The organism is Leisingera sp. ANG-S5, assembly GCF_000813925.1.
Taxonomy (GTDB): domain Bacteria; phylum Pseudomonadota; class Alphaproteobacteria; order Rhodobacterales; family Rhodobacteraceae; genus Leisingera.
Map to the genome: position 1 here is coordinate 126,699 of NZ_JWLH01000011.1, position 22,639 is coordinate 149,337.

Consider the following 22,639-nt stretch of genomic DNA (forward strand, 5'->3'; position numbering starts at 1 on the left):
GTCAGCTCTCCGGCGGGGCGCCGCCTTCTGCGGTGCGCTTGGCGATGAAGGCTTGCAGCGCTTCAGCGCGGGTTTCGTCCGTCACAGGCCGGGTATCATGGGCGAGGATCTCCTTCCAGACCCGGGTGGCACGCTGGCTGGCGTCCAGACTGCCGCGTTCGGTCCAGGTGCCGAAATTGGCATAATCATGCACCACGGGTTCGTAGAATTCCGTACTGTAGCGGTCCATGGTCTGGGGGGCGGCAAAGAAATGTCCCTGCGGCTCCACTTGTGTCAGCGCGCTGGCGTAGCCGATTTCCTCTGGTCCGGCCTGGGCGCCTGCGCAAAGTTCGGCAATCATGTTCAGGACTTCGGCGTCGGTGACCAGTTTTTCGTAGGAGACGGACAGCCCGCCCTCCAGCCAGCCGGCCGAGTGGATGATCACGGTGGCGCCGGCCATCAGGCAACCCCAGAGCCCCATCTGGTTTTCATTGGCCGCCTGCACGTCGTTGCAGTTTGACGCGGACCCGGCGGCAGAGCGCCAGGGCAGACCAAGGTGCCGCGCCAGCTGGCCTGCGGCCAGGGAGGCCTGGAAATGCGCGGGCGTGCCGAATGCAGGCGCGCCGGATTTCATGTCCACGTTGGAGGTGAAAGTGCCATAACAGACCGGCGCGCCGGGATTAGCCAGTTGGGTGAGAGTGAGCGCGGCCAGCACCTCCGCATGGCTGAGGGTGATGGCGCCTGCAACAGTGATCGGCGCCATTGCCCCCATCAGGGTGAAGGGCGTGATGATCGAGACCTGGCCGTGCCGTGCAAAGTCGATGAGGCCCTGCGCCATCGGAATGTCCAGCGTGCGCGGGCTGTTGGTGTTGATGATGGTGTAGCATCGCGGCTCGGCCTGGAACTCCGTGTCCGACAGCCCGCGGAAGTCGCGGATCATCTCGAAGCAGTCCATCACCTGCGGCGTCCCGCGCGAGAAGATGAAGGGGAACTTGTCGGTCCGGGTCATCTGCGCCTCAGTGGTGAAGTAATGGCGCAGATGGATGGGGACGTCCTGCGGTTCCACCTGGGGGGAGATCATGTGGAAGACGTCAAAATGGTGGGTGAGCTGCAGGTACTCAAGATAAGCTTGGGCGGAACCGGGGCGTCGGCCGCGTTCCAAGTCGGTGGCGTTTGGCGCACCGGCACCGGCCTGGAACACCAGGCTTCCCAGTTCCAGCGTGATGTCGCGGTCCCGTGCCCCGGCGCGGCAAGTGATCGAGCGGGGGGCGGTGGCCAGCGCCGCCTCCACCATGTCGCGGCCGATATAGACCATTTCGCTATCTTCATCGACGCGGGCACCGCCCTGGGCGTAGATCCGGCGCGCTTCGGGCAGCAGCACCTTCATGCCCAGCTCTTCCAGCATCTTCAGCGCGGTATCATGCATGTCCGCGATCTGATGCGCCGGGAAGACCTCCATTTGCGGGAAGGGGTTTTTCAGCTGGCGGTAGTTTGTGGTGCGCTGCGGGGCAGGGGCGGCGTCGCCCCCGCGTCCCCGCCGCCGGCGTCCGCGGGCGGCGCTGTCGTTTTCGATGGTCATGGCCTTAACCTCTCATCGCTGTGCCGGAGGGGTCGTAGGGGGAAGGTGCAATCACACGGGCGGCGCGTTCCTGACCCACGATGTGGACGGTCAGGTCTGTGCCTTCCGCAGCTGCCGCCCGGTCCACCATGGCCAGCGCCAGCGATTTACACGTGGTGTGGCCATAACCGCCGGAAGTGACAAAGCCGACGCGGGTTTCACCCTGCCAGACCGGCTCATAGCCGCTGGCGTCGGCGTCCGTGGCGTCCACTTCAAGGGTCACAACAACCTGACCCGGGCCGCCCGCGTCGCGTTCCTTCAGCGCGGCGCCGCGTCCGATGAAATCCTTGTCCCAGTCGATCCAGCGGTCCATGCCGGTCTGCGCCGCGGTGTAGCCTTGGGTGAATTCAGCGCTCCAGATGCCAAAGCTTTTTTCCAGCCGCAGGCTCAGGAGCGCGTTGAAGCCGACTTCGCGGAGGCCAAGGTCTGCACCGGCTTCCAGCAGGGTCTCGCGCAGGGTGATGTGCTCGGCAGCGGAGCAGTGGAGTTCGTAGCCCAGTTCCCCCGCGACCGACAGGCGGCCCACCTTGAGGTGCAGCATGCCGATGTCGAAGGTGCCGCAGCCCATGAAGGGCAGGTCTGCGATGGGGCCATCCGTCAGCTTTTCCAGCACCTTGCGGCTGTTCGGGCCGGAGAGGCTGAAGCCGGTGACGGCATCACTCACGTCGCGCACCTCTACACTTTCGCCCATGTGGTCCTGGAACCAGCGCATGTGCCATTCGCGCAGGTAGTAGCTGCCCATGATCCACCAGCTGCCGTCCCCCCAGTTGAACACGGTGAGGTCGCCCTTGAGGCGGCCCTCAGGCGACAGCATCGGCGCCAGTTTGGCGCGGCCCGGTTTTGGCAGTTTCGAGGCCATGAGGCGGTCGAGCCATGCCTCGGTGCCTGCGCCTGAGACCTCAAACCGGGAGAAGGCGGAGATGTCCAGAAGCCCCACGGCCTCGCGCACTGCCTTGCATTCCTCTGCGACGATGCCAAAGGCGTTGGAGCGTTTCAGGGTCGGGGTTTCGGTGAAGTCTAGCGACGGGGCGAAGTAAAGCGGGATCTCCAGCCCGTAACTGGCGCGCCAGCGGCAGCCAGCGGCGGTCATACCGTCATAGGCGGGTGCCTTTTTCAGCGGACGGCCTGCGGGCAGCTGCTCGTTCGGGTAGGTCATCACGAAGCGGCGGGTGTAGAACTGGCCGGTGGTTTCCTTGATGAAGCGCTTGTTCTGGGCGTAGTCGCCGAAACGCGCCACATCCATGCCGAACACATCCGCCTCCGGCTCGCCGTGGATCATCCACTCGGCCAGCGACTTGCCGACGCCGCCGCCCTGCAGGAAACCGGCCATCACGCCGCAGGCGCACCAGTAGCCGGGCTTGCCGCGCACCGGGCCCACCAGCGGGTTGCCGTCGGGGGCAAAGGTGAAGGCGCCGTTGACCCAGGTTTTGACCCCGGTGGTTTGCAGCGCCGGGTAGCGTTCGAAACCGAGGGTCAGCTCCCTTTCGATCCGATCGGGGTCTTCCTGCTGCAGCTCGAACCCGTATTCCCAGGGCGCGCCGTCCATCATCCAGTGCTGGTGGTCGATCTCGTAGATGCCCAGCAGAATACCCTTCTGATCCTGCCGCATATAGGTGAAGCCTTCGAGGTCCACGGTCATCGGCACCTCGAAGTCGAGCTGTTCCAGCGCGGGGATGGTGTCGGAGATCAGGTAGTGGTGGTTGAGCGGCGAGACTGGCAGTTCCACCCCCGCCATCCGGCCCACCTGCTTGGCCCAAAGACCTGCGGCATTGACCACATGCTCGGCATGGATGGTGCCCTTTTCGGTCACCACCTGCCAGCCGCCCTCCACCTGGTGCAGTTCCAGCACCCGGTTGTGCTCGATCACCTCGGCGCCGCGTTTCTTGGCAGCCCCTGCGTAGGCGTGCACGGTGCCGGTGGTGTCGACATAGCCCTCGCGGTCGGCCCACATGCCGCCGAGGATGCCCTCGGTGGACATGATCGGGCATAGCTCGCCAGCCTCCTGGGGGGTGATCAGGCGGCAGTCGTCGATGCCGATCGACTGGAAAGTGCGGTAGGCCGATTGCAGCCATTCCCAGCGGTCCGGGGTGCCTGCCAGCGTCATGCCGCCGGTCATATGCATGCCGACGGACTGGCCGGATTCCTGTTCGATCTCGGACAGGAGGTCGATGGTATAGGCCTGCAGCGAGGCGATGTTGGGATCTGCGTTCAGCGCGTGGAAGCCGCCCGCCGCGTGCCAGCTGGACCCTGCTGTCAGCACCGAGCGCTCGATCAGGCAGACATCACTCCAGCCGAATTTCGCCAGGTGGTAGAGGACAGAGGTGCCGACAACACCGCCCCCAATGACAACGGCACGATAGTGCGACTTCATGGCTTTGCTCCCTGTCTGCCGTCACCGGGCAGGCGGGGATCTCCCCCGAATCCGCCCTTTGGACATTTCTGTCCAATTCATCGGCGATCCTGGACAGTCTTGTCCAGAGAAAATTTCAGGGTCTCACGCGAGGATGCTATTTGGCGGGTGTGCCGCTACTGACCTGGTTTTCCGCCCAGGTGCCGGTGCGCAGGGTTTGAGCGGCAAACCTTCCCGGGCCGGTGCGCCAGGGCAGGGCGGATTCCAGCCACAGGGCCTTGCGCAGGCTGACCTGCCAGCCGCGCTGCGCGCCGTCAAAGCCTGCCAGCTCCGGGTGGTTCTCCTCCAGCAGCTCCACCGTGCCGGTCAGCAGCAGAAGGCTGCCGGTCTCGAAATCCGGGAAGGCCAGGCCTGCGCGCGGGTTCAGCAGGAAATTTCCCAGCGTGTTGAAGTGGTTGTTGCCGCGAAAATCCGGGATGGTGAGGGTCTTGCCCGCCACCCGGACAAAGCCGGGCCGCCCGCCGCGGTGGGAGACATCGACGCCTTCGCGTTCCGGGTCCGCGGCGGCGGGGATGTGGCTGGCGACAAAGAATGTGTCGGCCTTGTCGATCAGCGCGCTGTGCTCCGGCGGAAGGTCAGTAAAGGCCTGCGGGGTGGCGGGCACGTCATCAGCGGGGATCAGATCGCGCTCCTGGATATACTGCGGGCAATTGCCAAAGGACTGATCCACCCGCAGGGTGAAGCTTGCCGGGCTTGCCGAAACCACGCGCCCGTTGAGCCGGTTGCGGCGGCGGCTGTGCAGCTCAATCCCCAATAGCCCCAGCGGTGCGCCCTCGCGGATGGCGGCCTGGACCGGGTCCCCCGCAGTTCCATTCAGCGTTACTTGCAGGTGCTCCGGGTCGGGCGAGACGGCAAATCCGGGGGCACCGCTGAGCAGGCTGGCCCAGGGCCAGCCGTCCGCGTCCACTGCACCGGCGGCGAGGAACGGCAACTGGGCGAAGAACTCCCGGTGCTCCTCAGGCATGAAGGGGCGGATCATCCGGCGGCCCAGGGTTTCTGCCATGTCGCGCTTGCCCGCGCGGCGCTGCATTTCCTGTTCGCCTGCGTGGAAGGGCGAGGGGCTGTCTGCGTCATGGGGCATTGGAGCCTCCTTTAGCTGGAGCGGTGCGGCGGCGGCCCGGTGGACCGCCGCCGGCGGGATCAGGCAGCCAGCCCAACCTTGGTTGCGGGCATCGGCTTGAAGCCTTTCAAAGCTTCGATGTTTGCCAGCAGGGCGCGGACGTTGGGGTAAGGCTCCAGCGAGATGCCGCCCTCCGGCGCGTGGGCGATGTAGGAGTATGCTGCCACGTCAGCGATGGTGGGGGTGTCGCCGACCAGGAAGCTGCGGCCCTCCATATGGGCGTCGATCTTGCCCAGCACACGGGCCGCAACGGTTGCGCAGAAGTCTGCATCCAGCGGAGCATTGAAGACGTTGATCAGCCGCGCCGCCGCCGGGCCAAAGGCAATCTCGCCTGCCGCAAGGGTCAGAAACTTCTGCACCTCGGCCTCTTGGACCGGATCGGAGGGCAGCCAGGACGGCGCGTATTTGCGGGCGAGGTAGACCAGGATCGCGTTGGAATCGCTGATGACGGTCTCACCGTCCTCGATCACCGGCACCTGGCCTGCGGGGTTCAGCGCCAGGAAGGGCGGCTGTTTGTGCTCGCCGCCTGCGAGGTCGACGTTCACCACCTCATGGGCGAGGCCGGTGAGGCTGGCAAACAGCTCCACCCGGTGGGCGTGGCCGGAGAGGGGAAAGCTGTGGATGCGGATCTGATGTGCCATGTCTGGGGTCCTTTGCTGCGGCAGGGGCCGCTGGTTTCTGAAGACACCCGGTAGATACACCGTGCCTAGCACGGCGATAATATTCCAATTCATGGAATGATTATGTATATATCGTTCATAACTGATGCCGGAGGCCCTGGGATGGACAAGCTGGACTGCATGCGCGCCTTTGCCGCCGTGGCGGCGCAAAGCTCCTTTACTTCCGGCGCACGGCAGCTGGGGATCAGCACCAAGCTGGCCAGCAAGTATGTCGCCCGGCTGGAGGTGCAGCTGGGCGCGCAGCTGCTCAATCGCACCACCCGCAAGGTGACGCTGACAGATACGGGCCGCGCCTATCTGGAGCGCTGCCTGCCGCTGCTCGCGCAGTTCGACGAGCTGGAGGACGTGGTGCAGCTGCGCCAGCAGGAGCTGGCAGGCCCCATCCGCATCACCGCGCCTACTGGTTTCGGCAGCCGGGAACTGGTGGAGGCACTGCAGCCGTTCCAGCAGGCGCACCCCAAGGTGTTGGTGGAGCTGGTGCTGTCCGACCGGCATCTGCCGATGCTGGAGGAGGGGGTGGATCTGGCTGTGCGTTTTGGCGCCCTGAAGGATTCGACGCTGGTCGCCCGCAAGCTGTGCGGCATGCGGCTGGTGGTGGTGGCCTCGCCCGGCTATCTGGCCACGCATGGCGAACCGGCCGAGCCGGAGGCGCTGGCCACCCACAATTGCCTGCTGCAGATGACCTCGCCGCAGCCCGATGCCTGGGTCTTTGGCCAGGGTGCTGCGCAACGGACCGTCACCGTCAGCGGCAGCTTCCGCGCCAACTCCCCCCGGGCGGTGGCGCATATGGCCGCCAGCGGGCTCGGCATTGCCCGCTGCCCGCATTACACCGCGCTGCCGTTCCTGCGCGACGGCAGGCTGCAAGTGCTTTTCGAACAACAGGAAACTGACCCGGCAACGCTTTACGCCGTTTATCCCTCCAGCCGCCACCTGACGGTGCGGATCCGGGCACTGATTGATCATCTGGCAGGTTGCTTCGGACAAGGCTTTTCAGCCTGAGAACCTGCTGCTTCTTTCTGGTGACCAATACCCCGGGGAGCGCGAGGGGCCGGCCCCTCGCATCTGCAGCAAGGCCATTATCATGCATCTGCAGCAATTCGGGCAACAATATTGCCCTATATATTTTATGCTTGAAATATATATTCAAGCCTGCGTAGGCTGATCCCGAGGGCTGGCGCAAGATCAGCCGCGACGATGCCGGCTGTGGCGGGTCTTGGCTTCTGCCGGGGCGGCGTTAAAGTCGCAAGCATTTGATCAAGAACCCAGGCCCCCAAGGGCCGGTCATATTCTGGGAGGAAAGACGTAATGAAGACCATTCGGATGCTTGCAATGGCGGCTGCGATTCCGGCGCTGGCTGTTGCAGCCCAGGCGGATACCAAGATCGGTATGATCACCACATTGTCCGGCGGCGGCGCCGGGCTGGGCGTGGATGTGCGCGACGGTTTCATGCTGGCGATCGAACAGGATGGCCGCGAGGGTGTCGAGGTGGTGATTGAGGACGATCAGCGCAAGCCCGACGTGGCGGTGCAGATCGCCGACCGGATGATACAGTCCGAGAAGGTGGACATCCTGACCGGCATCATCTGGTCGAACCTTGCGATGGCGGTGGTGCCTGCGGCAACCGCGCAGAACGTGTTCTACCTGTCGCCGAACGCCGGCCCCTCGGCGCTGGCGGGCAAGCGCTGCCATCCGAATTACTTCAACGTCGCCTGGCAGAACGACAACCTGCACGAGGCCGCGGGCGCCTATGCCAACGAGGCAGGGCTGAAGAACAGCTTCATCCTGGCGCCGAACTACCCGGCGGGGCAGGACGCTCTGACCGGCTACAAGCGGATGTATGGCGGCGAACTGGCGGGTGAGATCTACACCAAGCTGGGCCAGACCGATTATGCCGCCGAAATCGCGCAGATCCGGGCGTCCGGAGCCGACTCGGTCTATTTCTTCCTGCCCGGCGGCATGGGGATTTCCTTCCTCAAGCAATATGCGGGCAGCGGCGTGGACCTGCCGGTGGTGGGACCGGCGTTCTCCTTTGACCAGGGCATCCTGCAGGCGGTCGGCGACGCGGCGCTGGGGGTGAAGAACACCTCGCAGTGGAACAAGGACATCGACAATGAGGCCAACGCTGAATTTGTTGTGTCCTTCCAGGAGAAATACGGCCGCCTGCCGTCGCTTTATGCCAGCCAGGGCTTTGATACCGCCAACCTGATCCTGAGCGCGCTGGACAAGGCGGAGGTGTCTGATCAGGACAGCTTCCGAGCGGCGCTGAAAGCGGCGGAGTTCGCATCGGTTCGCGGTGATTTCAAATTCGGCGACAACCACCACCCGATCCAGGACATCTATGTGCGTGAGGTGATCAAGGAAGGCGACGTCTTCACCAACAAGATCATCGCCACCGGCCTGAGCGATCACGCCGACGCCTACGCGGCCGAGTGCAAGATGTAAGACCTGACCCGGACGGGGGCGCCTGAGGTGCCCCCGCACACGGCAAGACTTCCCCTTCGGAAAATCAAATGACGTATATTCTAGTTCTGGAGCAGATCCTGAATGGGCTCCAGCTCGGGATGATGCTGTTTCTAATGGCAGCCGGGCTGACGCTGGTGTTCGGGGTGATGGGGCTGATCAACCTGGCCCATGGCTCGCTCTATATGGTTGGCGCCTTTGCCGCCGCGGCAGTGGCGGGCTGGACCGGATCGTTCCTGCTGGCGCTGATTGCAAGCCTGGCCGCCGCCGCGGCGGCCGGCGCGCTGATGGAGCTGGTGGTGATCCGGCGCCTCTACCGGCGCGACCATCTGGACCAGGTGCTGGCGACCTTTGCGCTGATCCTGATCTTTTCCGAAGGCACCCGCTGGCTGTTCGGTTCTTTCCCGCTGTTCCTGGACGTGCCGTCCTACCTGTCGGGGCCGGTGAGCCTGCCGGGGGGCATTCAATATCCGCTGTACCGGCTGACGATCATCTTGATCGGCTTGGCCATTGCCGCCGGGCTGTTCCTGCTGATTGCGCGCACGCGCATCGGCATCCAGATCCGGGCGGGCGAGGCCGACCGGGAGATGATTGCCGCGCTTGGCGTTGATATTTCCAAGCTCTACACGCTGGTATTTGCGCTCGGCGCGGCGCTGGCCGGGCTGGCAGGCGCGCTGGTGGGAGCGATCCAGTCGGTGCAGGTCGGCATGGGCGAGCCGGTGCTGATCCTGGCCTTTGTGGTGATCGTGATCGGCGGCATCGGCTCCATCAAAGGCGCGTTGGCCGGGGCGCTTCTGGTGGGGATGACCGATACGCTGGGCGGTGTGTTCCTGCCGCAGCTGTTTGCAGTCTTCATGGACCCGGCCAGTGCGGCCTCTGCCGGGGCGTCGCTGGCCTCGATGCTGATCTATATCCTGATGGCGGCGATCCTCTTGGTGCGCCCCTCTGGCCTTTATGGAGGGAGCGCATGATGCTGACGCGCGAGAGCCTGCTCAATTGGGCGATGATTGCGGCGCTGCTGGTCGTGCCGCTGGCCGCCTGGAGCCTGGATGAGCCGTTCATCATTACGCTGGCGACCAAGGCCGCGATCCTGGCGCTGGCCGGGGTTGGGCTGAACATTGCCCTAGGGCTTGGCGGGCTGATCAGCCTGGGCCATGCGGCGTTTTTCGGAATCGGCGGCTATGCCATGGGCATTCTGGCCGCCCATGCCCAGAACTATGAGCCGCTGTTTGAGTGGCCGTTCCTGTTTGAGGGCAGCAACCAGATGCCGCTGATCTGGCTGGTGGCGGTAGTGTTCAGCGCGCTTGCGGCGCTGGTGATCGGCGCGCTGTCTTTGCGCACTTCGGGCGTATATTTCATCATGATCACCCTCGCCTTCGGGCAGATGCTCTATTACTTCGCAATCAGCTGGAGTGCCTATGGCGGCGAGGACGGGCTGTCGATCTGGGTGCGGAATGAATTCCCAGGACTCAACACCCTGGATCCGATCCAGTTCTTTGCCATTGCCTATGTCATCCTCTGCCTGGCGCTGGTTTTCGCGGCGCGGCTGGCGCGCTCACCCTTCGGGCTGGCTCTGGCGGCGGCGCGGCAGAATGAGGACCGGGTGCAGGCGGTGGGCCTCACACCGTTCGTCTTACGGCTGACGGCCTTTGTGATTTCCGGCGCCATCACCGGGCTGGCGGGGGCGCTGTTTGCCGATTTGAACCGGTTCGTCAGCCCGACCATGCTCAGCTGGCACACCAGCGGCGAGATCATGATCTTTGTGATCCTCGGCGGGGTCGGGCGGCTTTACGGTCCGGTTGCCGGTGCCGCGCTTTACATTCTGCTGGAGCATCTTCTGGGCGGGATCAGCGATTACTGGCAGATTTTCCTAGGTGTGCTTCTGCTGCTCATCGTGCTCTTTGCCCGCGGCGGGTTGATTGGAGCGCTGGCTGGACGGGAGAAGGCACATGGCTGATGTGGTTCTGAAAACCGATAGGCTCAACAAGTGCTTTGGCGCGCTGAAAGCAAGCAGCGATGTTTCGCTGGACCTGCGGTCCGGAGAAATCCATGCGCTGATCGGGCCGAACGGGGCGGGCAAGTCCACTCTGATCAAGCAGATCGCGGGCAACCTAGTGCCGGACAGCGGCACGGTCGAGCTGCTGGGGCAGGATGTGACCGCGCTGGATACGGTGGCGCGGACGCGGATGGGGCTGGGGCGGACGTTCCAGATCTCCGCACTGGCGATGGAATACACGGTGCTGCAAAACGCGGTGCTGGGCGCGCTTGGCGGGCGGGGCCGGGTCTTCCATTTCTTCCGCAATGTGATGAAGGACCCGGAACTGCTGGAGACCGCCCGCACCGCATTGGAGCGGGTCGGGCTGACACAGGACGCAAACCGCCGTACCGCGGATCTGTCGCACGGCCAGCGCCGCCAGTTGGAGGTGGCGGTGGCGCTGACGCTGAAACCCAAGTTGTTTCTGATGGATGAGCCGATGGCGGGTCTGGGCACTGCCGGGTCCAAGGCGCTGACCGGGTTCCTCGATGGCTTGCGGCAGGAGGCTCCGATTCTGCTGGTGGAGCACGACATGGATGCGGTCTTTGCCCTGGCGGACCGGATCAGCGTGCTGGTCTACGGCCAGATCATCGCCACCGGCACCGCGGACGAGATCCGCGCCAATGCCGAGGTGCGCCGCGCCTATCTGGGAGAGGAGGATGCCGCATGAGCCTGCTGTTATTGCAAGGGGTTGAGGCCTCCTACGGACCGGCGCAGGCGCTGTTCGGCGTCAGCCTGGAGATCGGCGAGGGCGAGGTGGTGGCGCTGATGGGCCGCAACGGCATGGGCAAATCCACCACCATCAAGACGATTTGCGGGATGCTGGCGGCCTCCAAGGGGGAGCTGACGTTCGACGGCCACGACCTGCGCCAGCTGCCGTCGCACAAGATCGCCCGGCTGGGAGTTGGTCTGGTGCCGGAAGGCCGGCGCTGTTTCGCGCCGCTGACGGTGGAGGAGAACCTGATTGCCGCGGCCTGTCCCGGCCCTTGGGATATGGCCAGGGTGGCAGAGCTGTTTCCGCGGCTGGAGGAGCGCCGGACGCAGGCCGCCGGATCGCTTTCGGGCGGGGAGCAGCAGATGCTGACCATTGGCCGCGCCCTGATGACCAATCCTCGGCTGCTCATTCTGGACGAGGCAACCGAAGGCTTGGCGCCGGTGGTGCGGCAGGAAATCTGGGCCGCCATTGCCCGGCTGAAGCGCGAGGCGGGCCTGTCGATCCTGGTGGTGGACAAGTCGCTGAAGGAGCTGTCCGCCGTCGCCGACCGCGCGGTGATACTGAACAAGGGCAGCAACGCCTGGGAGGGCCGGATAGGTGAGCTGCCTGCGGATATTGCGGACCGGTTCCTGGGGGTCTAGGTAAGCGGTCTGTAATGAGACTTATGTTAAGTTAGATCCGTTCCCCCGCATTGTGAATTTCCCCCGGCTGATGCCGGGGGAACTATGTTCAAGCGCTCATTCGGTGCGGTTCTCTGGCGAACTCTTGGGCCGGGGCTGAACCGCTGCCGCCCAGGTCAAAGCGGCCAACAACGTCCGTCAGGCTTTGTGATTCATTCTGCAAGAGCTGGCTGGCTGCCGCGGCTTCTTCGGACATGGCTGCGTTCTGCTGGGTCATATTGTCCAGCTGATGCATGGCGCCGTCGATTTTCTCCAACCCTTCGGACTGGATGCGGACGCCGTCAGCGATTTCAGTCACCAGCCCGGAAACGGCTGAGACCTGCTCGATGATGCTGGTCAGCGCATCGCCTGCGCGGCCCACCATGGCAACGCCATTGGCAACGTGTTCTTCACTGGCGGAGGTCAGCCCCTTGATCTGCCCTGCGGCATTGGAGGCGCGTTGCGCCAGTGCGCGCACTTCAGAGGCGACCACGGCAAAGCCTGCCCCGGCGGGACCCGCTCGGGCGGCTTCGACGCCCGCGTTCAGCGCCAGAAGGTTGGTCTGGAAGGCAATGTCGTCGATCATGTTGATGATTTTGGAAATCTCCGCCGAGGCTTCCTGAATCTGATCCATTGCCGCCACCGCCGAGGTTACTACATCGGTGCTTTGCTCTGCCTCGCTGCGGGCGCCGCGCATAGTCTCGTCCATCCGGCCTGCCCGGTCGGCGGTATTGCGGATGCCACCGGTCAGCTCGCGGATGGCGCCTGCGGTTTCTTCCAGTGTCGCTGCCTGGCTCTCGGTGCGATGCGCCATCTCAGTTGCTGCGCCGCGCTGTTCCTCTGAGAAACGGCCGACGTTTTCTGCAGCATCGACAACCTCGCCCATAGAGCCGCGCAGGCGTTCCAGGCTGCGGTTGAAGTTTTCCCGCAGGGTTTCGTAGTGCCCGTCGAATGGCGCCTGGATGTCGCAGGCCAGGTTGCCGCGCTGCAGTTCTGACAGGGCCGCGCTCATGCTTTCGACTACGGCGGCGGTATGGCGGGCAGCCTCTACTTCGCGGGCTGCGGCCTCATCGGCGTCCTTCAGCTTGCCGCGGAAGGTGTCGAGGCTGCGGGCCAGATCGCCAAGCTCATCACCGCGGGCGAGGCCCTGGATTTCAGAATTGTAATCTGCATCGGCCAGCGCATTGGTGGCTTCGCGCAGAGCGTGGATCGGACGGGTGACGCTGCGCGCCGCCAGCCAGGAAACACCGATCGCGGCCAATAGCGCCGCGCCGATCATGGCAGCCGCAATCAGGCGGATACGCTCGACAACGGCAAAGGCGGTATGTTCGTCGGTTTCCAGCACCAGCGACCAGTCGAATCCGGGCAGGCCCAGCGGCACCACCTGGGCAATGGCGCGTTCACCAAGCGAGGAAGGAACTCCTTCAAATTGGCCTGCCTCATGCGATTTTGCGGCCTTGATCTGCGGTGTTTCCGGCAGTTTCAGCAGTGCCGGGAACAGGCCCCCAACCGAGGACGGGCTGCGCGCCACGCCATCGCTGCTAACCACATAGATGTTCTGATGGGTGCCGCCGGACAGGTTGCTGGTCAGCGCCTTGACGACGCCATCGGTGCCGAGCTGGATGGCAATCACCCCGGCGATTTTACCGTTCTTGGCAAACACTGGTGCGGCCATGAAGGCTGCGGCGTCCGGACTGTGGCTGTAAGCGGAAAAATCTGCCACCGCGATTGTGCCTGCTTCTGCCTCCAGCGCTGCCTGGAACACCTGCGACAGGCCGCTGTCAGGCGTTTCCTGAACACCGGTCATGAAATCGTCCTGCTTTTTCACCGAATAGACTACCTGCCCGGCGGGGGTGATCAGATACAGGTCCTGATAGCCGTTGAGGCGCAGGCTTTGCAGGAAGGTGGGGTGATAGGTGACATGCGACTGGTTGTAGTAGGAACCGTCGCCCGCATCTGTCAGCTCCTCCCGCCGGTCCTCAGCGTTGGGGTTTCCGGCGGCGTAGGTCTGCTTGAGATACGCAACCGGGTCGTCTTCCTCGACCATGCCGATCACCCGCTCGAAATTGCTGATGGCGCGGAACACCGCAGGCTGCCCTGCCAGGCTGGAGAGGTCGGAACGCGCGGCCTTGATCAGGAAGCCAAGCGCCTGGGCGCCGGATTTGGCCTCGATCTTCTGGGCGGCAAAGGCGTTTTCTCGGATGCTGCGCTCTGCCATGGAATAGACCAGAACGGACACGGTGACGAGAAACACACCCGTCAGCGCAACCATGATCAGCGGCAGTTTCAGTTTCAGCGGCAGTTTCGTTAGTCGGGGCATTGGCCAGGGTCTCCTGCAGTCTGCGGCGCCCGGTCGCACCGGGGCCTGAAGGAGTCATAGTCTGGAAAGTCCTGATAAAGTGTGTACCGCAAATAGGCCGCAAATGAAGTTTTCCGGAATCTTTGCGTATTTGATGCCGCAAATTTGAATCGTGTGCCAATCCGGCCGGAAAGATGCCTGAAGCACTTATTTTTAAGGCCCTACTAGTGCGTTGAGTCAGGAAATGCGCTGCGGGAATGACGCAAACTGTCAGGTCTGAACATATTCACATTCCGTAGTTTTGCATCCGCAAGACGTTCGCTTTAGCCGGTCGTCGGAAAGGCCCGTGGCGGGTTTTCAAGTTGTCATTCATGTTAAACCAAACCAAAAATCACTCATGGACAAAAAAGACCGTGAAATTCTGAGGCTGATACAGGCCAATGCCCAGCTGACCGCTGAAGCGATCAGCCAGGAGGTCGGCCTGTCAGCGCCCGCGGTGCAGAAACGGCTGAAGAAGCTGCGTGACACCGGGGTGATCGAAAGGGAAATCGCGATCCTGTCGCCGTCCAAGATGGGCCGGGAGATGACGGTGATCGTGCAGGTTGTGCTGGAGCGTGAAAGCCGGATGCATCTGGACGCCTTTAAGCGCAAGATGCGCAAGGCGCCGCAGGTGCAGCAGTGTTACTACACCACTGGAGAGGCGGACTTTATTCTGATGGTGATTGTGAAAGACATCAAGGAATACGAAGCCTTCACCCAGGAGTACTTCTTTGATGAATCCAACGTCAGCCGGTTCACATCTTCTGTGGTGATGGATCGGGTCAAGGTGTCGCTGGACATCATTTGAACAGTTTCGGCTCAGGTCCGGGCAAGTAGCGCATCGGCCGCCGGGAGGGTGTGCGCGGCGGTCAGCGTGTCCAGAAACAGCTTGGTGATGCGGTTCACCGCAGGGCGTCTGCGGGTGACAGCCGCAAATTGGCTGCGGTAGCGGATCTCCTCGGGCAGCACTGCTTTCATCAGTCCTTTTCGGATATAACCCTCGGCCATATGGTCCGGGAGGAACCCCAGATAGCTGCCGGACATGATGAGGATCGCCAGTGCCTGTTCATTCTGCACTTTCGCGGCGCGGCGGAAACCCAACGTCTGACCAACATGCAAGTTAGGGGAGTTCACCCGGATTCCCGCATAGTTCATTGCCTGCACATCCGACAGGCTCAGAGCGGATAGGTCGCGGTCCATGAACGGGTGCCCCTTGCCGCAGTAAAGGAACATGTTTTCACCATAAAGCGGCATGTAATCAAGGCTGGGGGACGGCCGGTGCAACGCAAGAATGCCAATGTCGAGCTGGCCGCTGATCACCTTGGTTTCGATCACGTTGGGCGGCTCCAACGATAAATCGATTTCCACCGCGGGGGCGGCTTTGTTGAAGGCCCGGATGCCGCCCGGGACGAAGGCTTCCGGATTTGAGGCGCATTGATCGAACAGCGCAATCCGGATGGTTCCGGCCAATTGCTGCTTGATTTCATTCACCTCGGCGCGGAAATCCGCCACAGAGATCAGCAGCCCTTCGGCGGAGCGCAGCACCTTGGCGCCATCGTCTGTCAGGGAGAAACCTGCGGGCCCCCGGTTGCAAAGCTTCAGGTCCAGCCGCAGTTCAAGGTCAGCAATGTATTTGGAAATCGTCGATTTGCCGATGTTCAGTTCGCTTTCGGCGGCAGCCAGACCACCGCTTTCGGCCACTGCCTTGAACACGCGAAGTAATTTCAGATCGGCGTCTGCGACATGTTTGAGATGGGTTTTGCGGGCCATTTTAAAGTTCGATAAATGTGAAACCTTGAGCTCAATAGTTTACATTCTAGAAACATAGAACGCAATGTAGCCTCCCGCAGACCAAGGCTGGAACCGGCTGGCAGATGTGCTGTGGAGGGCGCGCCGCCCCGGACCTTGGGACCCAAGATGACAATACGGGAGGAAGTTATGTCATTTCTCAAGAAGGTCTGCACGCTGACTGCGGCCGTTTCTGCTGCCGCAATGCTGACCACCGGCGCTGTTTCCGCCAAGAACTTCAAGATCGCCGTGGGTGACGGCGCTGGCAGCTCGCAAGAAGGCACCGGCAAGTTCTTTATCGAGGCGCTGGAAGAAAAATCCGGCGGCAAGCACACCGGCACCATGTTCCTGAACGGCCAGTTGGGCTCTGAGCAGGACACCGTGAACGAGGCCGCAATCGGCACCTTGGACATGTCGCTGCTGGCAATCAACAACGTCACGCCGTTCTCGCCGACCGTCGGCGTGTTCACCCTGCCTTATGTGATCCTGTCGCTGGAAGATGCGGAGAAGCTGACCCAGGGCCCGATCGGCCAGGAGCTGACCGAAAACACCATCCGGGACGCCGGCGTGCGTATCCTGGCCTGGACCTACACCGGCTTCCGCCGTCTGACCAACTCCAAGAAGCCGGTCACCACCGTGGCTGACCTGCAGGATCTGGTCATCCGCGTTCCCAAGAACGAAATCATGATCGAGACCTACAAGTCCTGGGGCATCAACCCGACTCCGATGGCCTGGTCCGAGACTTTCACCGGCCTGCAGACCAAGGTTGTTGACGGCCAGGACAACCCCTACACCACCATCAACGCGATGAAGTTCTACGAAGTGCAGGAATATGTGACCAACCTGCGCTACATCTTCTCGATCGAGCCGCTGATCGTGTCTGAGGCAGTGTTCCAGGACCTGTCCGAAGAAGACCAGCAGATCCTGATCGAGGCGGGCAAGGAAGCGACCGTGAAGTCGGCTCAGTTCCTGCGCGACATCGAGGCCCAGATCAAAGAAGAACTGCTGGCCAAAGGCATGCAGATCGATGATCCGGCAAACGACGAAGCCGAGTTTATCAAGCTGGCGACCGAGGCAGTCTGGCCGCAGTTCTATGACTCCATCGGCGGTGTCGAGAAGCTGAACACCGTGCTGACCACCATTGGCCGTGATCCGGTTCAATAAGACTCTGACAGACCTATAAAAATAACGAAGCAGCGCCGCGGCGCTGCTTCGCACAGGGGAGGAGTGCATCATGTTCTGGAAATTCCTGGAAAATATAGAAAGCTATATCTGCCGAATATTGCTGTCCGGCTTTGTCATTCTGCTGTTTGTGCAGATCGTTTCGCGCGAGGTGTTCGGCCATTCGTTTTCATGGATCGAAGAGCTGTCGGTCTACATGTTCGTCTGGTTCGTCTACTTTGGTGCCAGCTATGCCGCGCTGAAAGGCGCGCATAACCGGGTCACCTTCCAGTTCAAGTTCCTGCCTGCGGGCTGGATCAAGTACATTGAGGCCTTTGCCGACCTCTTCTGGCTGTTCTTCAACTGCTATTTCCTGTGGCTGGCCACCGATTTCGTCTTCAACAAGATGAACAAGTTCTGGAAGTCGCAGACCTTGGGCATTGAGATGAAATACATCTACATGGTGCTGCCCATTGCCTTTGCGCTGATGACGATCCGCATTTTGCAGGTGAATTACCGCAAGCTGATCCGCGGCGAAGATATCCATGATCCAGACCAGATCGACCTTGATGAAATCAAGGCCGCCGCTGGCGTGGACAAGCGCACGTAACCGGGAAGGGACAGGACTATGGAAACCGAAATCGTCACGATCCTGTTTGGATCCTTTCTGCTGCTGCTGCTTTTGGGTGCGCCTATCACCGTCGCGCTGGGGGTATCGTCGCTGCTGTCGTTCCTCTATCTGGATGAAAACCCGATCAAATTCGTGCAGATCGCCTTTACATCTGTCGGCTCCTTCCCACTGATGGCGCTGCCTGCATTCATTCTGGCAGGCGCGTTGATGGAGGCTGCGGGGATATCCAAACGGCTCATTAACGTGGCCGAAAGCCTGGCCGGGCCATTCACCGGCGGCATTTCAGCGGCCACCGTGATGGCGTGCCTGTTCTTCGGCGCAATCTCCGGCTCCGGCCCCGCCACCACGGCAGCTGTGGGCATGCTGATGATACCGGCAATGATCAACCGCGGCTATGAGAAGGGTTATGCTTCTGCGGTCACGGCGTCCTCCGGCGGTCTGGGCATCATCATCCCGCCGTCGATCCCGATGGTGATCTTTGGTATCGCAGCCCTGGGCATGGCGCCGCCGCCGGAGGCGGTGGAGAAATTCGGCACCTTCCAGTCGGTCTCGATCTCCAAGCTGTTCATCGCAGGGTTCGTGCCAGCCTTCCTGATCGCCACCAGCCTTTTGATCCTGAACTTCTTCATGTCAAAGAAGCGCGGCTACAAGGGTTCTGCCGACGGCTGGTCGATCCGCAATGTCGGCTGTGAGATGTACCGCGGGTTCTGGTCGCTGATGGCGCCGCTGGTAATCCTGGGCGGTATCTACACTGGCTTCTTCACCCCGACCGAAGCGGCCATCGTGGCGATCTTCTATACCCTTGTGATTGGTGTCTTCATTTACCGCGAATTGACCTGGTCGTCGCTGTTCCAGTCGCTGGAGGCCACGACCTGGCTGACAGGGCGGGTGCTGCTGATCCTGTTCACGGCGACCGTGTTCGGCCGCCTGCTGGTGGAAAATCAGATCCCGGCGATGATTGCAGACAGCATGCTGAGCTTTACCCAGAACCTCTATGTGATCTGGGCGCTGATCATCTTCTTCCTGCTGTTTGTCGGCATGTTCATGGAGACCCTGGCGACGATCCTGATCCTGGTGCCGGTGATGCTGCCGGTCGCCTATTCTGTGGGCATCGACCCGATCCACTTTGGCGTGGTGATGGTCTGCACCTTGGGCATCGGCTTCCAGACGCCGCCTTTGGGGGAGAACCTGTTCATTGCCTCTGGCATCTCGAACATCTCGATTGAGACGATTTCGCTGCGGGCCCTGCCCTTTGCGGCTGTGAACACGATTGCGATCTTCATCATCGCCTTCTTCCCGGAAATCTCGCTTTGGCTGCCGCGGCTGTTCGGCTACTGATCTGAAAGGAGACTGGCATGAAACCGATGATCACAAACATCCTGTTTGCCACCGACCTGTCGCACAACTCCACCTTGGCGCTGCGCCATGCCGCCAGCCTGGCGCATGCGACAGGAGCGGAGATCCACGTGCTGCATGTGAATGAACCAATTTCCGAGGATGCGCGCATCACGTTTGAGATGTTCGTGCTGAACGATGAAACCCGCAAATCCGCGGCCAAACGGCGGCATGAGATGGTCAAGCAGATGCTGGCCGAGCGGCAGGCGCGGTTCTGGGCATCTTTTGAAGGCGACGAGGCCAAGATCCGCGATCAGGTCACCTCTGTCGAGGTGACCGACGGCCACCCGGCAGAGGTGATCCTGCGCCGTTCGGTCGAGTTAGGGTGCGACCTGATCGTGCTGGGGGCCCATGACCACGGGTTCTCCCATACGTTTCTGGGCACTGTGGCCAAACGGGTGCTGCGCCGCTCGCAGATCCCGACGCTGGTGGTGCCCTACCAGAACGGCGAGGACGACGACTGATCCTCCCCGCAGGCGGTTTCCCCTGGCCGCCTGCAAAGACCATCCCTGCAACAGGTGTCAGCCCTTTGCAGGGATGGTTCTGACGTCCGGGTGCAGGTTCTTGTACGGGAACCCGCCCAGATCACAGGGAAACACGCCCGGGGCCGCTACCGGAAAAACGGCGCTGGCAATGGGCTCAAAGTCAGCGCGGAAATGGGCAGTGCTTTTCACGCAGACCGTGCTGAAGGCCGCCGGGGCCAGCCCGATATGGGTGAAATGCGCCAAGTCGAGGCATTGGTTGCGGATGCTGGTAACAACCAGGGTGATGTCTGCGCTTGTCCCATGCAGCCGCAGCGCCGCTGCGGGACCCAGCTCCGCTACTCCGCCGCCATACATCTCACCGCTATAGCGGCAGCGGCCATCGCCAAGTGCCAGAACCTCGAACTTTGCTTCAAACGGCTGGTCGCCTTCTGCGCCTGAGCGTCCGCCAAGTGCTGTGCGGAAGATGCCGCCCTGCCCGGCTTCATGCGCCGCGGCGGCGGTTGCGGGGTCATGGAACAGTCCCATCAGAACGCCCTGCGCATCTGCCTGCGCCAGTGCCGCCAGCAGTCCGGTGGTGTCAGAGGTGCCGCCTGCGCCCGGATTGTCCTGCACATCCGCCAGCACAATCGGCATGCCTGCGCGCGGCTGGCAGGCAATCTCCGCCGCTTGCTGTGGCGTCAGCATCGGGTGGCTGAAGTGCGGTTCCAGCTCGGTAAACAGCCTGGCGATATGGTCCGCGGCTTGTGCCGCGGGGCCAGAAGTCCGGGCATAGGCCACGCAAGAGGGCCGCGTATCCGGGAAATCCGCTGCGGTGAACCCCAGCGCGATGTCCGCCAGCACGCCCGCCTGCTCCAGAGGCGGCAGCGCGGCATAAAGCTCCCGCGCAGGTGTGGCGGTGGTGTATTGCGCATGCAGCGGGATCAGGCAGTCCATCTGCCGGAAAGCCTTGTGCAGCCTGTCGCCCGCCAGAAGGTGCTGCAGCACCGGTACACAGCGGGTGCCGGTTTCCGCCATGTCGAGATGTGGATAGGTGCGGTAGATGGCGATGTAATCGGCCCGTTCCACCGACGCCGCAGAGATATTGGCGTGCAGGTCGAGGCTGACCACGATGGGCAGATCCGGCCCGGCCCACGCGCGCACCCGGTCTAGCAGCTCCCCTTCGCCGTCGGGGTGGCTTTCGGTCACCATGGCGCCGTGCAGTTCCAGGAAAATGCCATCAAGCGGGCCTGCGGCGCGCAGGCCGTCCAGAATTTTGGCACAGACGGTTTCAAAGGCCTCATCGGTGACATGCGCTGACGGCTCCGCTGCGCACCACAGGATGGGGACGAGGTCCATCCCAGCCCCCGCTGCGGCCTCGGCAAAGCCTGCGATGGGCAGGTTCATGCCGCGGGTTTCGCGGATCACTTGCTCACCTTGCAGCATGGCTGGCCAGGAATCCGCCATCTCGAATTCTGCCAGCCCGGCCTTGGTGGTGCCGAAGCAATTGGTTTCATGCTGAAAGCCTGCAATGGCGATCCGCGGCTTGGCCTGCATTATCACTGCTCCTGCACCCAAACGGTCTGCCCGCGGCGGATGGTGCGGGTGACTGTGGTGGTCTCGATCTGGTCCGGGTCGTCCAGCGGATTGCGGTTCAGCACCGCGAAATCCGCCAGTTTGCCCGGTTCGATGGAGCCACGGGTGTTTTCCTGGAAGACTTGCCAAGCGGCGTCGATGGTCTGGGCGCGCAGGGCCGACAGGGCGCTGATCCGCTGTGCCTCACCAAGCCGCCGCCCGCTGGCGGTCAGCCGGTTCACCGCGCAATGGGCCAGGTGGATGGGTCGCGTCGGCGTTACGGAGGCGTCGTTGTGGATGGTGTAGCGCACGCCAAACCGTTCAGCGGAGGCGCAGGGGGAAATCCGCTCTGCCCGCTCCGGCCCCAGGAAGGTGTCGTAATGGCGGTCGCCCCAGAAATGCACATGCGCCGGGAAGAAGCTGACGGTGATGCCAAGTTTTGCCATCTGCTGCAGCTGGTCATCGCGCAAGGCTTGCCCGTGGATGATGGTGTGGCGGTGATCCGCGCGCGGGTTGGCCTCCAGCGCGGCGGCCACTGCATCAATGAACATCTGCGCGCCTGCGTCGCCGTTGCAGTGGCAGTGGATCTGGAAGCCCAGATCGTGCAGTTTTTGCACCTCGCGGCGGTGCTCGGCGGCATCCGCGTAAGACATCCCGCAGGGGTGCGCCGGGTCCACCGGCTTGTGATAAGGCGCGCTGAGCAATGCGGTCTGCAACTGGAACGCCCCATCGGTGAACAGCTTGCGCGGGCCAAGTGTGAAATGCGGATTTCCGGGCCAGTCCAGCGCATCGGGGCCGCGGCTCAGCTCCGGCTCTAGTTCTCCGATCGGCAGCAGCATCAGGTCGTAGCCGGGATCCTGATCAGCAGGCAGCGAGGCGAAATGCTCCAGCATCTGCCGTGTGGCCCAGGCGTTCTGGGCGTAGGTGACGCCATACGCCAAGTACTCGTCGCGGCAGCTATTGAACCCGGCCCAAAACCGTTCGCGGTTGATCAGGAAATCGGTATCGCCCATTTCCCCCATAGCCGAGAGACCTTCGATCAGCCCGGTCAGCGCGAGGGTCTCCGGGTCGCGGCCGAAGCGGCCGCCAAGGGGATCGGGCGTGTCGCGGTTCACACCGTGGCGTTCCAGTGCCAGTGAGTTTGCCGCGCCGTTGTGGCCGGAGGCGTGGATCACCCAGACGGGGTGCTCAGTTGAGACACTGTCCAGCTCGGCGCGGGTCGGCATCCGGCCCTCGGCAATGGCGGTATTGTCGAACAGCACCCCCATCACCCATTCCCCGGCAGGGGTTTCGGCCGCCTTGGCCCGCAGCCGGTCCAGCGCAGTGGGGATGTCCGGACAGTCGCCGCTGGGGGCAGAAGCCAGGTTCACACGGAACAATCGGATGAACCCCGGGTCGGGGAAATGACCATGCGGGTCGATGAAGGCGGGAATCAGGGTCTGGCCCTGCAAATCCACCTCGACGGTGTCCGCAGGCATCTGCGCGCGCAGGTCTGCTTCGGCGCCTGCTGCCCGGATTTTCTCGCCTTCTGTCAGCACCGCCTGGGCGCAGGAATTGGCCGCGTCCATCGTCAGGACAACGCCGTTGAAATACAATGTGCTGGTCATGGTCTTT

19 protein-coding genes are annotated in these 22,639 nt (G+C 62.7%); 11 read left to right on the forward strand and 8 right to left on the reverse strand.

What is annotated here, in order from left to right; genetic code table 11:
• Position 1: 1 nt before the first annotated feature.
• From RA25_RS17475 to RA25_RS17490, 4 genes are all read right to left on the reverse strand, one after another.
• On the reverse strand, positions 2 to 1,558 hold the full coding sequence (locus tag RA25_RS17475; protein ID WP_039174111.1) for a trimethylamine methyltransferase family protein: 1,557 nt from the start codon (positions 1,556 to 1,558) through the stop codon (positions 2 to 4).
• A 4-nt stretch (positions 1,559 to 1,562) separates the two neighbouring features.
• A complete protein-coding gene (locus RA25_RS17480) occupies positions 1,563 to 3,968 on the reverse strand; it encodes a GcvT family protein (protein ID WP_039174113.1) in 2,406 nt (801 codons plus the stop codon).
• A 136-nt stretch (positions 3,969 to 4,104) separates the two neighbouring features.
• Positions 4,105 to 5,088 (reverse strand): pyridoxamine 5'-phosphate oxidase family protein, encoded by a 984-nt coding sequence (locus RA25_RS17485; protein WP_082023098.1) that lies wholly within the window; start codon positions 5,086 to 5,088, stop codon positions 4,105 to 4,107.
• A 59-nt stretch (positions 5,089 to 5,147) separates the two neighbouring features.
• On the reverse strand, positions 5,148 to 5,768 hold the full coding sequence (locus RA25_RS17490; RefSeq protein WP_039174115.1) for a glutathione S-transferase family protein: 621 nt from the start codon (positions 5,766 to 5,768) through the stop codon (positions 5,148 to 5,150).
• Between the two features lie 141 nt (positions 5,769 to 5,909).
• On the opposite strand from RA25_RS17490, the gene RA25_RS17495 reads away from it, so the two are divergent.
• The 6 genes from RA25_RS17495 (at position 5,910) to RA25_RS17520 (ending at position 11,658) form a co-directional block, all read left to right on the forward strand.
• Positions 5,910 to 6,806, forward strand: a complete 897-nt coding sequence (locus RA25_RS17495; RefSeq protein WP_039174117.1) for a LysR family transcriptional regulator — start codon at positions 5,910 to 5,912, stop codon at positions 6,804 to 6,806.
• Positions 6,807 to 7,112: 306 nt separating this feature from the next.
• Positions 7,113 to 8,249: an ABC transporter substrate-binding protein gene (locus RA25_RS17500; protein WP_039174118.1), complete on the forward strand. Its 1,137-nt coding sequence runs from the start codon at positions 7,113 to 7,115 to the stop codon at positions 8,247 to 8,249.
• Between the two features lie 68 nt (positions 8,250 to 8,317).
• Positions 8,318 to 9,238, forward strand: a complete 921-nt coding sequence (locus RA25_RS17505; RefSeq protein WP_019294606.1) for a branched-chain amino acid ABC transporter permease — start codon at positions 8,318 to 8,320, stop codon at positions 9,236 to 9,238.
• Positions 9,235 to 10,224, forward strand: coding sequence for a branched-chain amino acid ABC transporter permease (locus tag RA25_RS17510; protein WP_019294605.1), 990 nt, complete (start codon positions 9,235 to 9,237; stop codon positions 10,222 to 10,224). Before RA25_RS17505 ends, RA25_RS17510 begins: the two co-directional genes overlap by 4 nt.
• A complete protein-coding gene (locus tag RA25_RS17515) occupies positions 10,217 to 10,972 on the forward strand; it encodes an ABC transporter ATP-binding protein (protein WP_039174120.1) in 756 nt (251 codons plus the stop codon). The genes RA25_RS17510 and RA25_RS17515 overlap by 8 nt, the downstream gene beginning before the upstream one ends.
• The gene (locus tag RA25_RS17520) at positions 10,969 to 11,658 is read left to right on the forward strand and encodes an ABC transporter ATP-binding protein (RefSeq protein WP_039174122.1); all 690 of its coding nucleotides are present in this window, start codon (positions 10,969 to 10,971) and stop codon (positions 11,656 to 11,658) included. Before RA25_RS17515 ends, RA25_RS17520 begins: the two co-directional genes overlap by 4 nt.
• An 88-nt stretch (positions 11,659 to 11,746) precedes the next feature.
• Here RA25_RS17520 and RA25_RS17525 read toward each other — a convergent pair whose 3' ends face one another.
• Positions 11,747 to 13,996, reverse strand: a complete 2,250-nt coding sequence (locus RA25_RS17525; protein WP_039174123.1) for a methyl-accepting chemotaxis protein — start codon at positions 13,994 to 13,996, stop codon at positions 11,747 to 11,749.
• Positions 13,997 to 14,372: 376 nt separating this feature from the next.
• On the opposite strand from RA25_RS17525, the gene RA25_RS17530 reads away from it, so the two are divergent.
• Entirely contained in the window at positions 14,373 to 14,822 is a 450-nt protein-coding gene (locus RA25_RS17530; RefSeq protein WP_019294601.1) for an Lrp/AsnC family transcriptional regulator, read from the forward strand.
• Between the two features lie 11 nt (positions 14,823 to 14,833).
• On the opposite strand, the gene RA25_RS17535 is transcribed toward RA25_RS17530, so the two are convergent.
• Positions 14,834 to 15,784: a LysR family transcriptional regulator gene (locus tag RA25_RS17535; protein ID WP_039174125.1), complete on the reverse strand. Its 951-nt coding sequence runs from the start codon at positions 15,782 to 15,784 to the stop codon at positions 14,834 to 14,836.
• Positions 15,785 to 15,952: 168 nt separating this feature from the next.
• Here RA25_RS17535 and RA25_RS17540 point away from each other — a divergent pair, with 168 nt between their 5' ends.
• From RA25_RS17540 to RA25_RS17555, 4 genes are all read left to right on the forward strand, one after another.
• Complete coding sequence (locus RA25_RS17540; protein WP_019294599.1) at positions 15,953 to 16,966, forward strand: TRAP transporter substrate-binding protein; 1,014 nt, start codon at positions 15,953 to 15,955, stop codon at positions 16,964 to 16,966.
• A 70-nt stretch (positions 16,967 to 17,036) separates the two neighbouring features.
• Complete coding sequence (locus RA25_RS17545) at positions 17,037 to 17,573, forward strand: TRAP transporter small permease (RefSeq protein WP_019294598.1); 537 nt, start codon at positions 17,037 to 17,039, stop codon at positions 17,571 to 17,573.
• 18 nt (positions 17,574 to 17,591) lie between these two features.
• A complete protein-coding gene (locus RA25_RS17550; RefSeq protein ID WP_019294597.1) occupies positions 17,592 to 18,932 on the forward strand; it encodes a TRAP transporter large permease in 1,341 nt (446 codons plus the stop codon).
• 17 nt (positions 18,933 to 18,949) lie between these two features.
• A complete protein-coding gene (locus RA25_RS17555; RefSeq protein ID WP_039174127.1) occupies positions 18,950 to 19,453 on the forward strand; it encodes a universal stress protein in 504 nt (167 codons plus the stop codon).
• Positions 19,454 to 19,510: 57 nt separating this feature from the next.
• Here the strand turns inward: RA25_RS17555 and RA25_RS17560 are convergent, their stop codons facing one another.
• A complete protein-coding gene (locus RA25_RS17560; protein WP_039174129.1) occupies positions 19,511 to 21,007 on the reverse strand; it encodes a M81 family metallopeptidase in 1,497 nt (498 codons plus the stop codon).
• Between the two features lie 2 nt (positions 21,008 to 21,009).
• Positions 21,010 to 22,632 (reverse strand): amidohydrolase, encoded by a 1,623-nt coding sequence (locus RA25_RS17565; RefSeq protein ID WP_039174130.1) that lies wholly within the window; start codon positions 22,630 to 22,632, stop codon positions 21,010 to 21,012.
• Positions 22,633 to 22,639: the final 7 nt, after the last annotated feature.

Bases quoted from the DNA above. Each gene is read 5' to 3' on its own strand.
- RA25_RS17475 (WP_039174111.1), bottom strand. From the start codon at position 1,558: ATGACCATCGAAAACGACAGCGCCGCCCGCGGACGCCGGCGGCGGGGA.
- RA25_RS17480 (WP_039174113.1), bottom strand. From the start codon at position 3,968: ATGAAGTCGCACTATCGTGCCGTTGTCATTGGGGGCGGTGTTGTCGGC.
- RA25_RS17485 (WP_082023098.1), bottom strand. From the start codon at position 5,088: ATGCCCCATGACGCAGACAGCCCCTCGCCCTTCCACGCAGGCGAACAG.
- RA25_RS17490 (WP_039174115.1), bottom strand. From the start codon at position 5,768: ATGGCACATCAGATCCGCATCCACAGCTTTCCCCTCTCCGGCCACGCC.
- RA25_RS17495 (WP_039174117.1), top strand. From the start codon at position 5,910: ATGGACAAGCTGGACTGCATGCGCGCCTTTGCCGCCGTGGCGGCGCAA.
- RA25_RS17500 (WP_039174118.1), top strand. From the start codon at position 7,113: ATGAAGACCATTCGGATGCTTGCAATGGCGGCTGCGATTCCGGCGCTG.
- RA25_RS17505 (WP_019294606.1), top strand. From the start codon at position 8,318: ATGACGTATATTCTAGTTCTGGAGCAGATCCTGAATGGGCTCCAGCTC.
- RA25_RS17510 (WP_019294605.1), top strand. From the start codon at position 9,235: ATGATGCTGACGCGCGAGAGCCTGCTCAATTGGGCGATGATTGCGGCG.
- RA25_RS17515 (WP_039174120.1), top strand. From the start codon at position 10,217: ATGGCTGATGTGGTTCTGAAAACCGATAGGCTCAACAAGTGCTTTGGC.
- RA25_RS17520 (WP_039174122.1), top strand. From the start codon at position 10,969: ATGAGCCTGCTGTTATTGCAAGGGGTTGAGGCCTCCTACGGACCGGCG.
- RA25_RS17525 (WP_039174123.1), bottom strand. From the start codon at position 13,996: ATGCCCCGACTAACGAAACTGCCGCTGAAACTGAAACTGCCGCTGATC.
- RA25_RS17530 (WP_019294601.1), top strand. From the start codon at position 14,373: ATGGACAAAAAAGACCGTGAAATTCTGAGGCTGATACAGGCCAATGCC.
- RA25_RS17535 (WP_039174125.1), bottom strand. From the start codon at position 15,784: ATGGCCCGCAAAACCCATCTCAAACATGTCGCAGACGCCGATCTGAAA.
- RA25_RS17540 (WP_019294599.1), top strand. From the start codon at position 15,953: ATGTCATTTCTCAAGAAGGTCTGCACGCTGACTGCGGCCGTTTCTGCT.
- RA25_RS17545 (WP_019294598.1), top strand. From the start codon at position 17,037: ATGTTCTGGAAATTCCTGGAAAATATAGAAAGCTATATCTGCCGAATA.
- RA25_RS17550 (WP_019294597.1), top strand. From the start codon at position 17,592: ATGGAAACCGAAATCGTCACGATCCTGTTTGGATCCTTTCTGCTGCTG.
- RA25_RS17555 (WP_039174127.1), top strand. From the start codon at position 18,950: ATGAAACCGATGATCACAAACATCCTGTTTGCCACCGACCTGTCGCAC.
- RA25_RS17560 (WP_039174129.1), bottom strand. From the start codon at position 21,007: ATGCAGGCCAAGCCGCGGATCGCCATTGCAGGCTTTCAGCATGAAACC.
- RA25_RS17565 (WP_039174130.1), bottom strand. From the start codon at position 22,632: ATGACCAGCACATTGTATTTCAACGGCGTTGTCCTGACGATGGACGCG.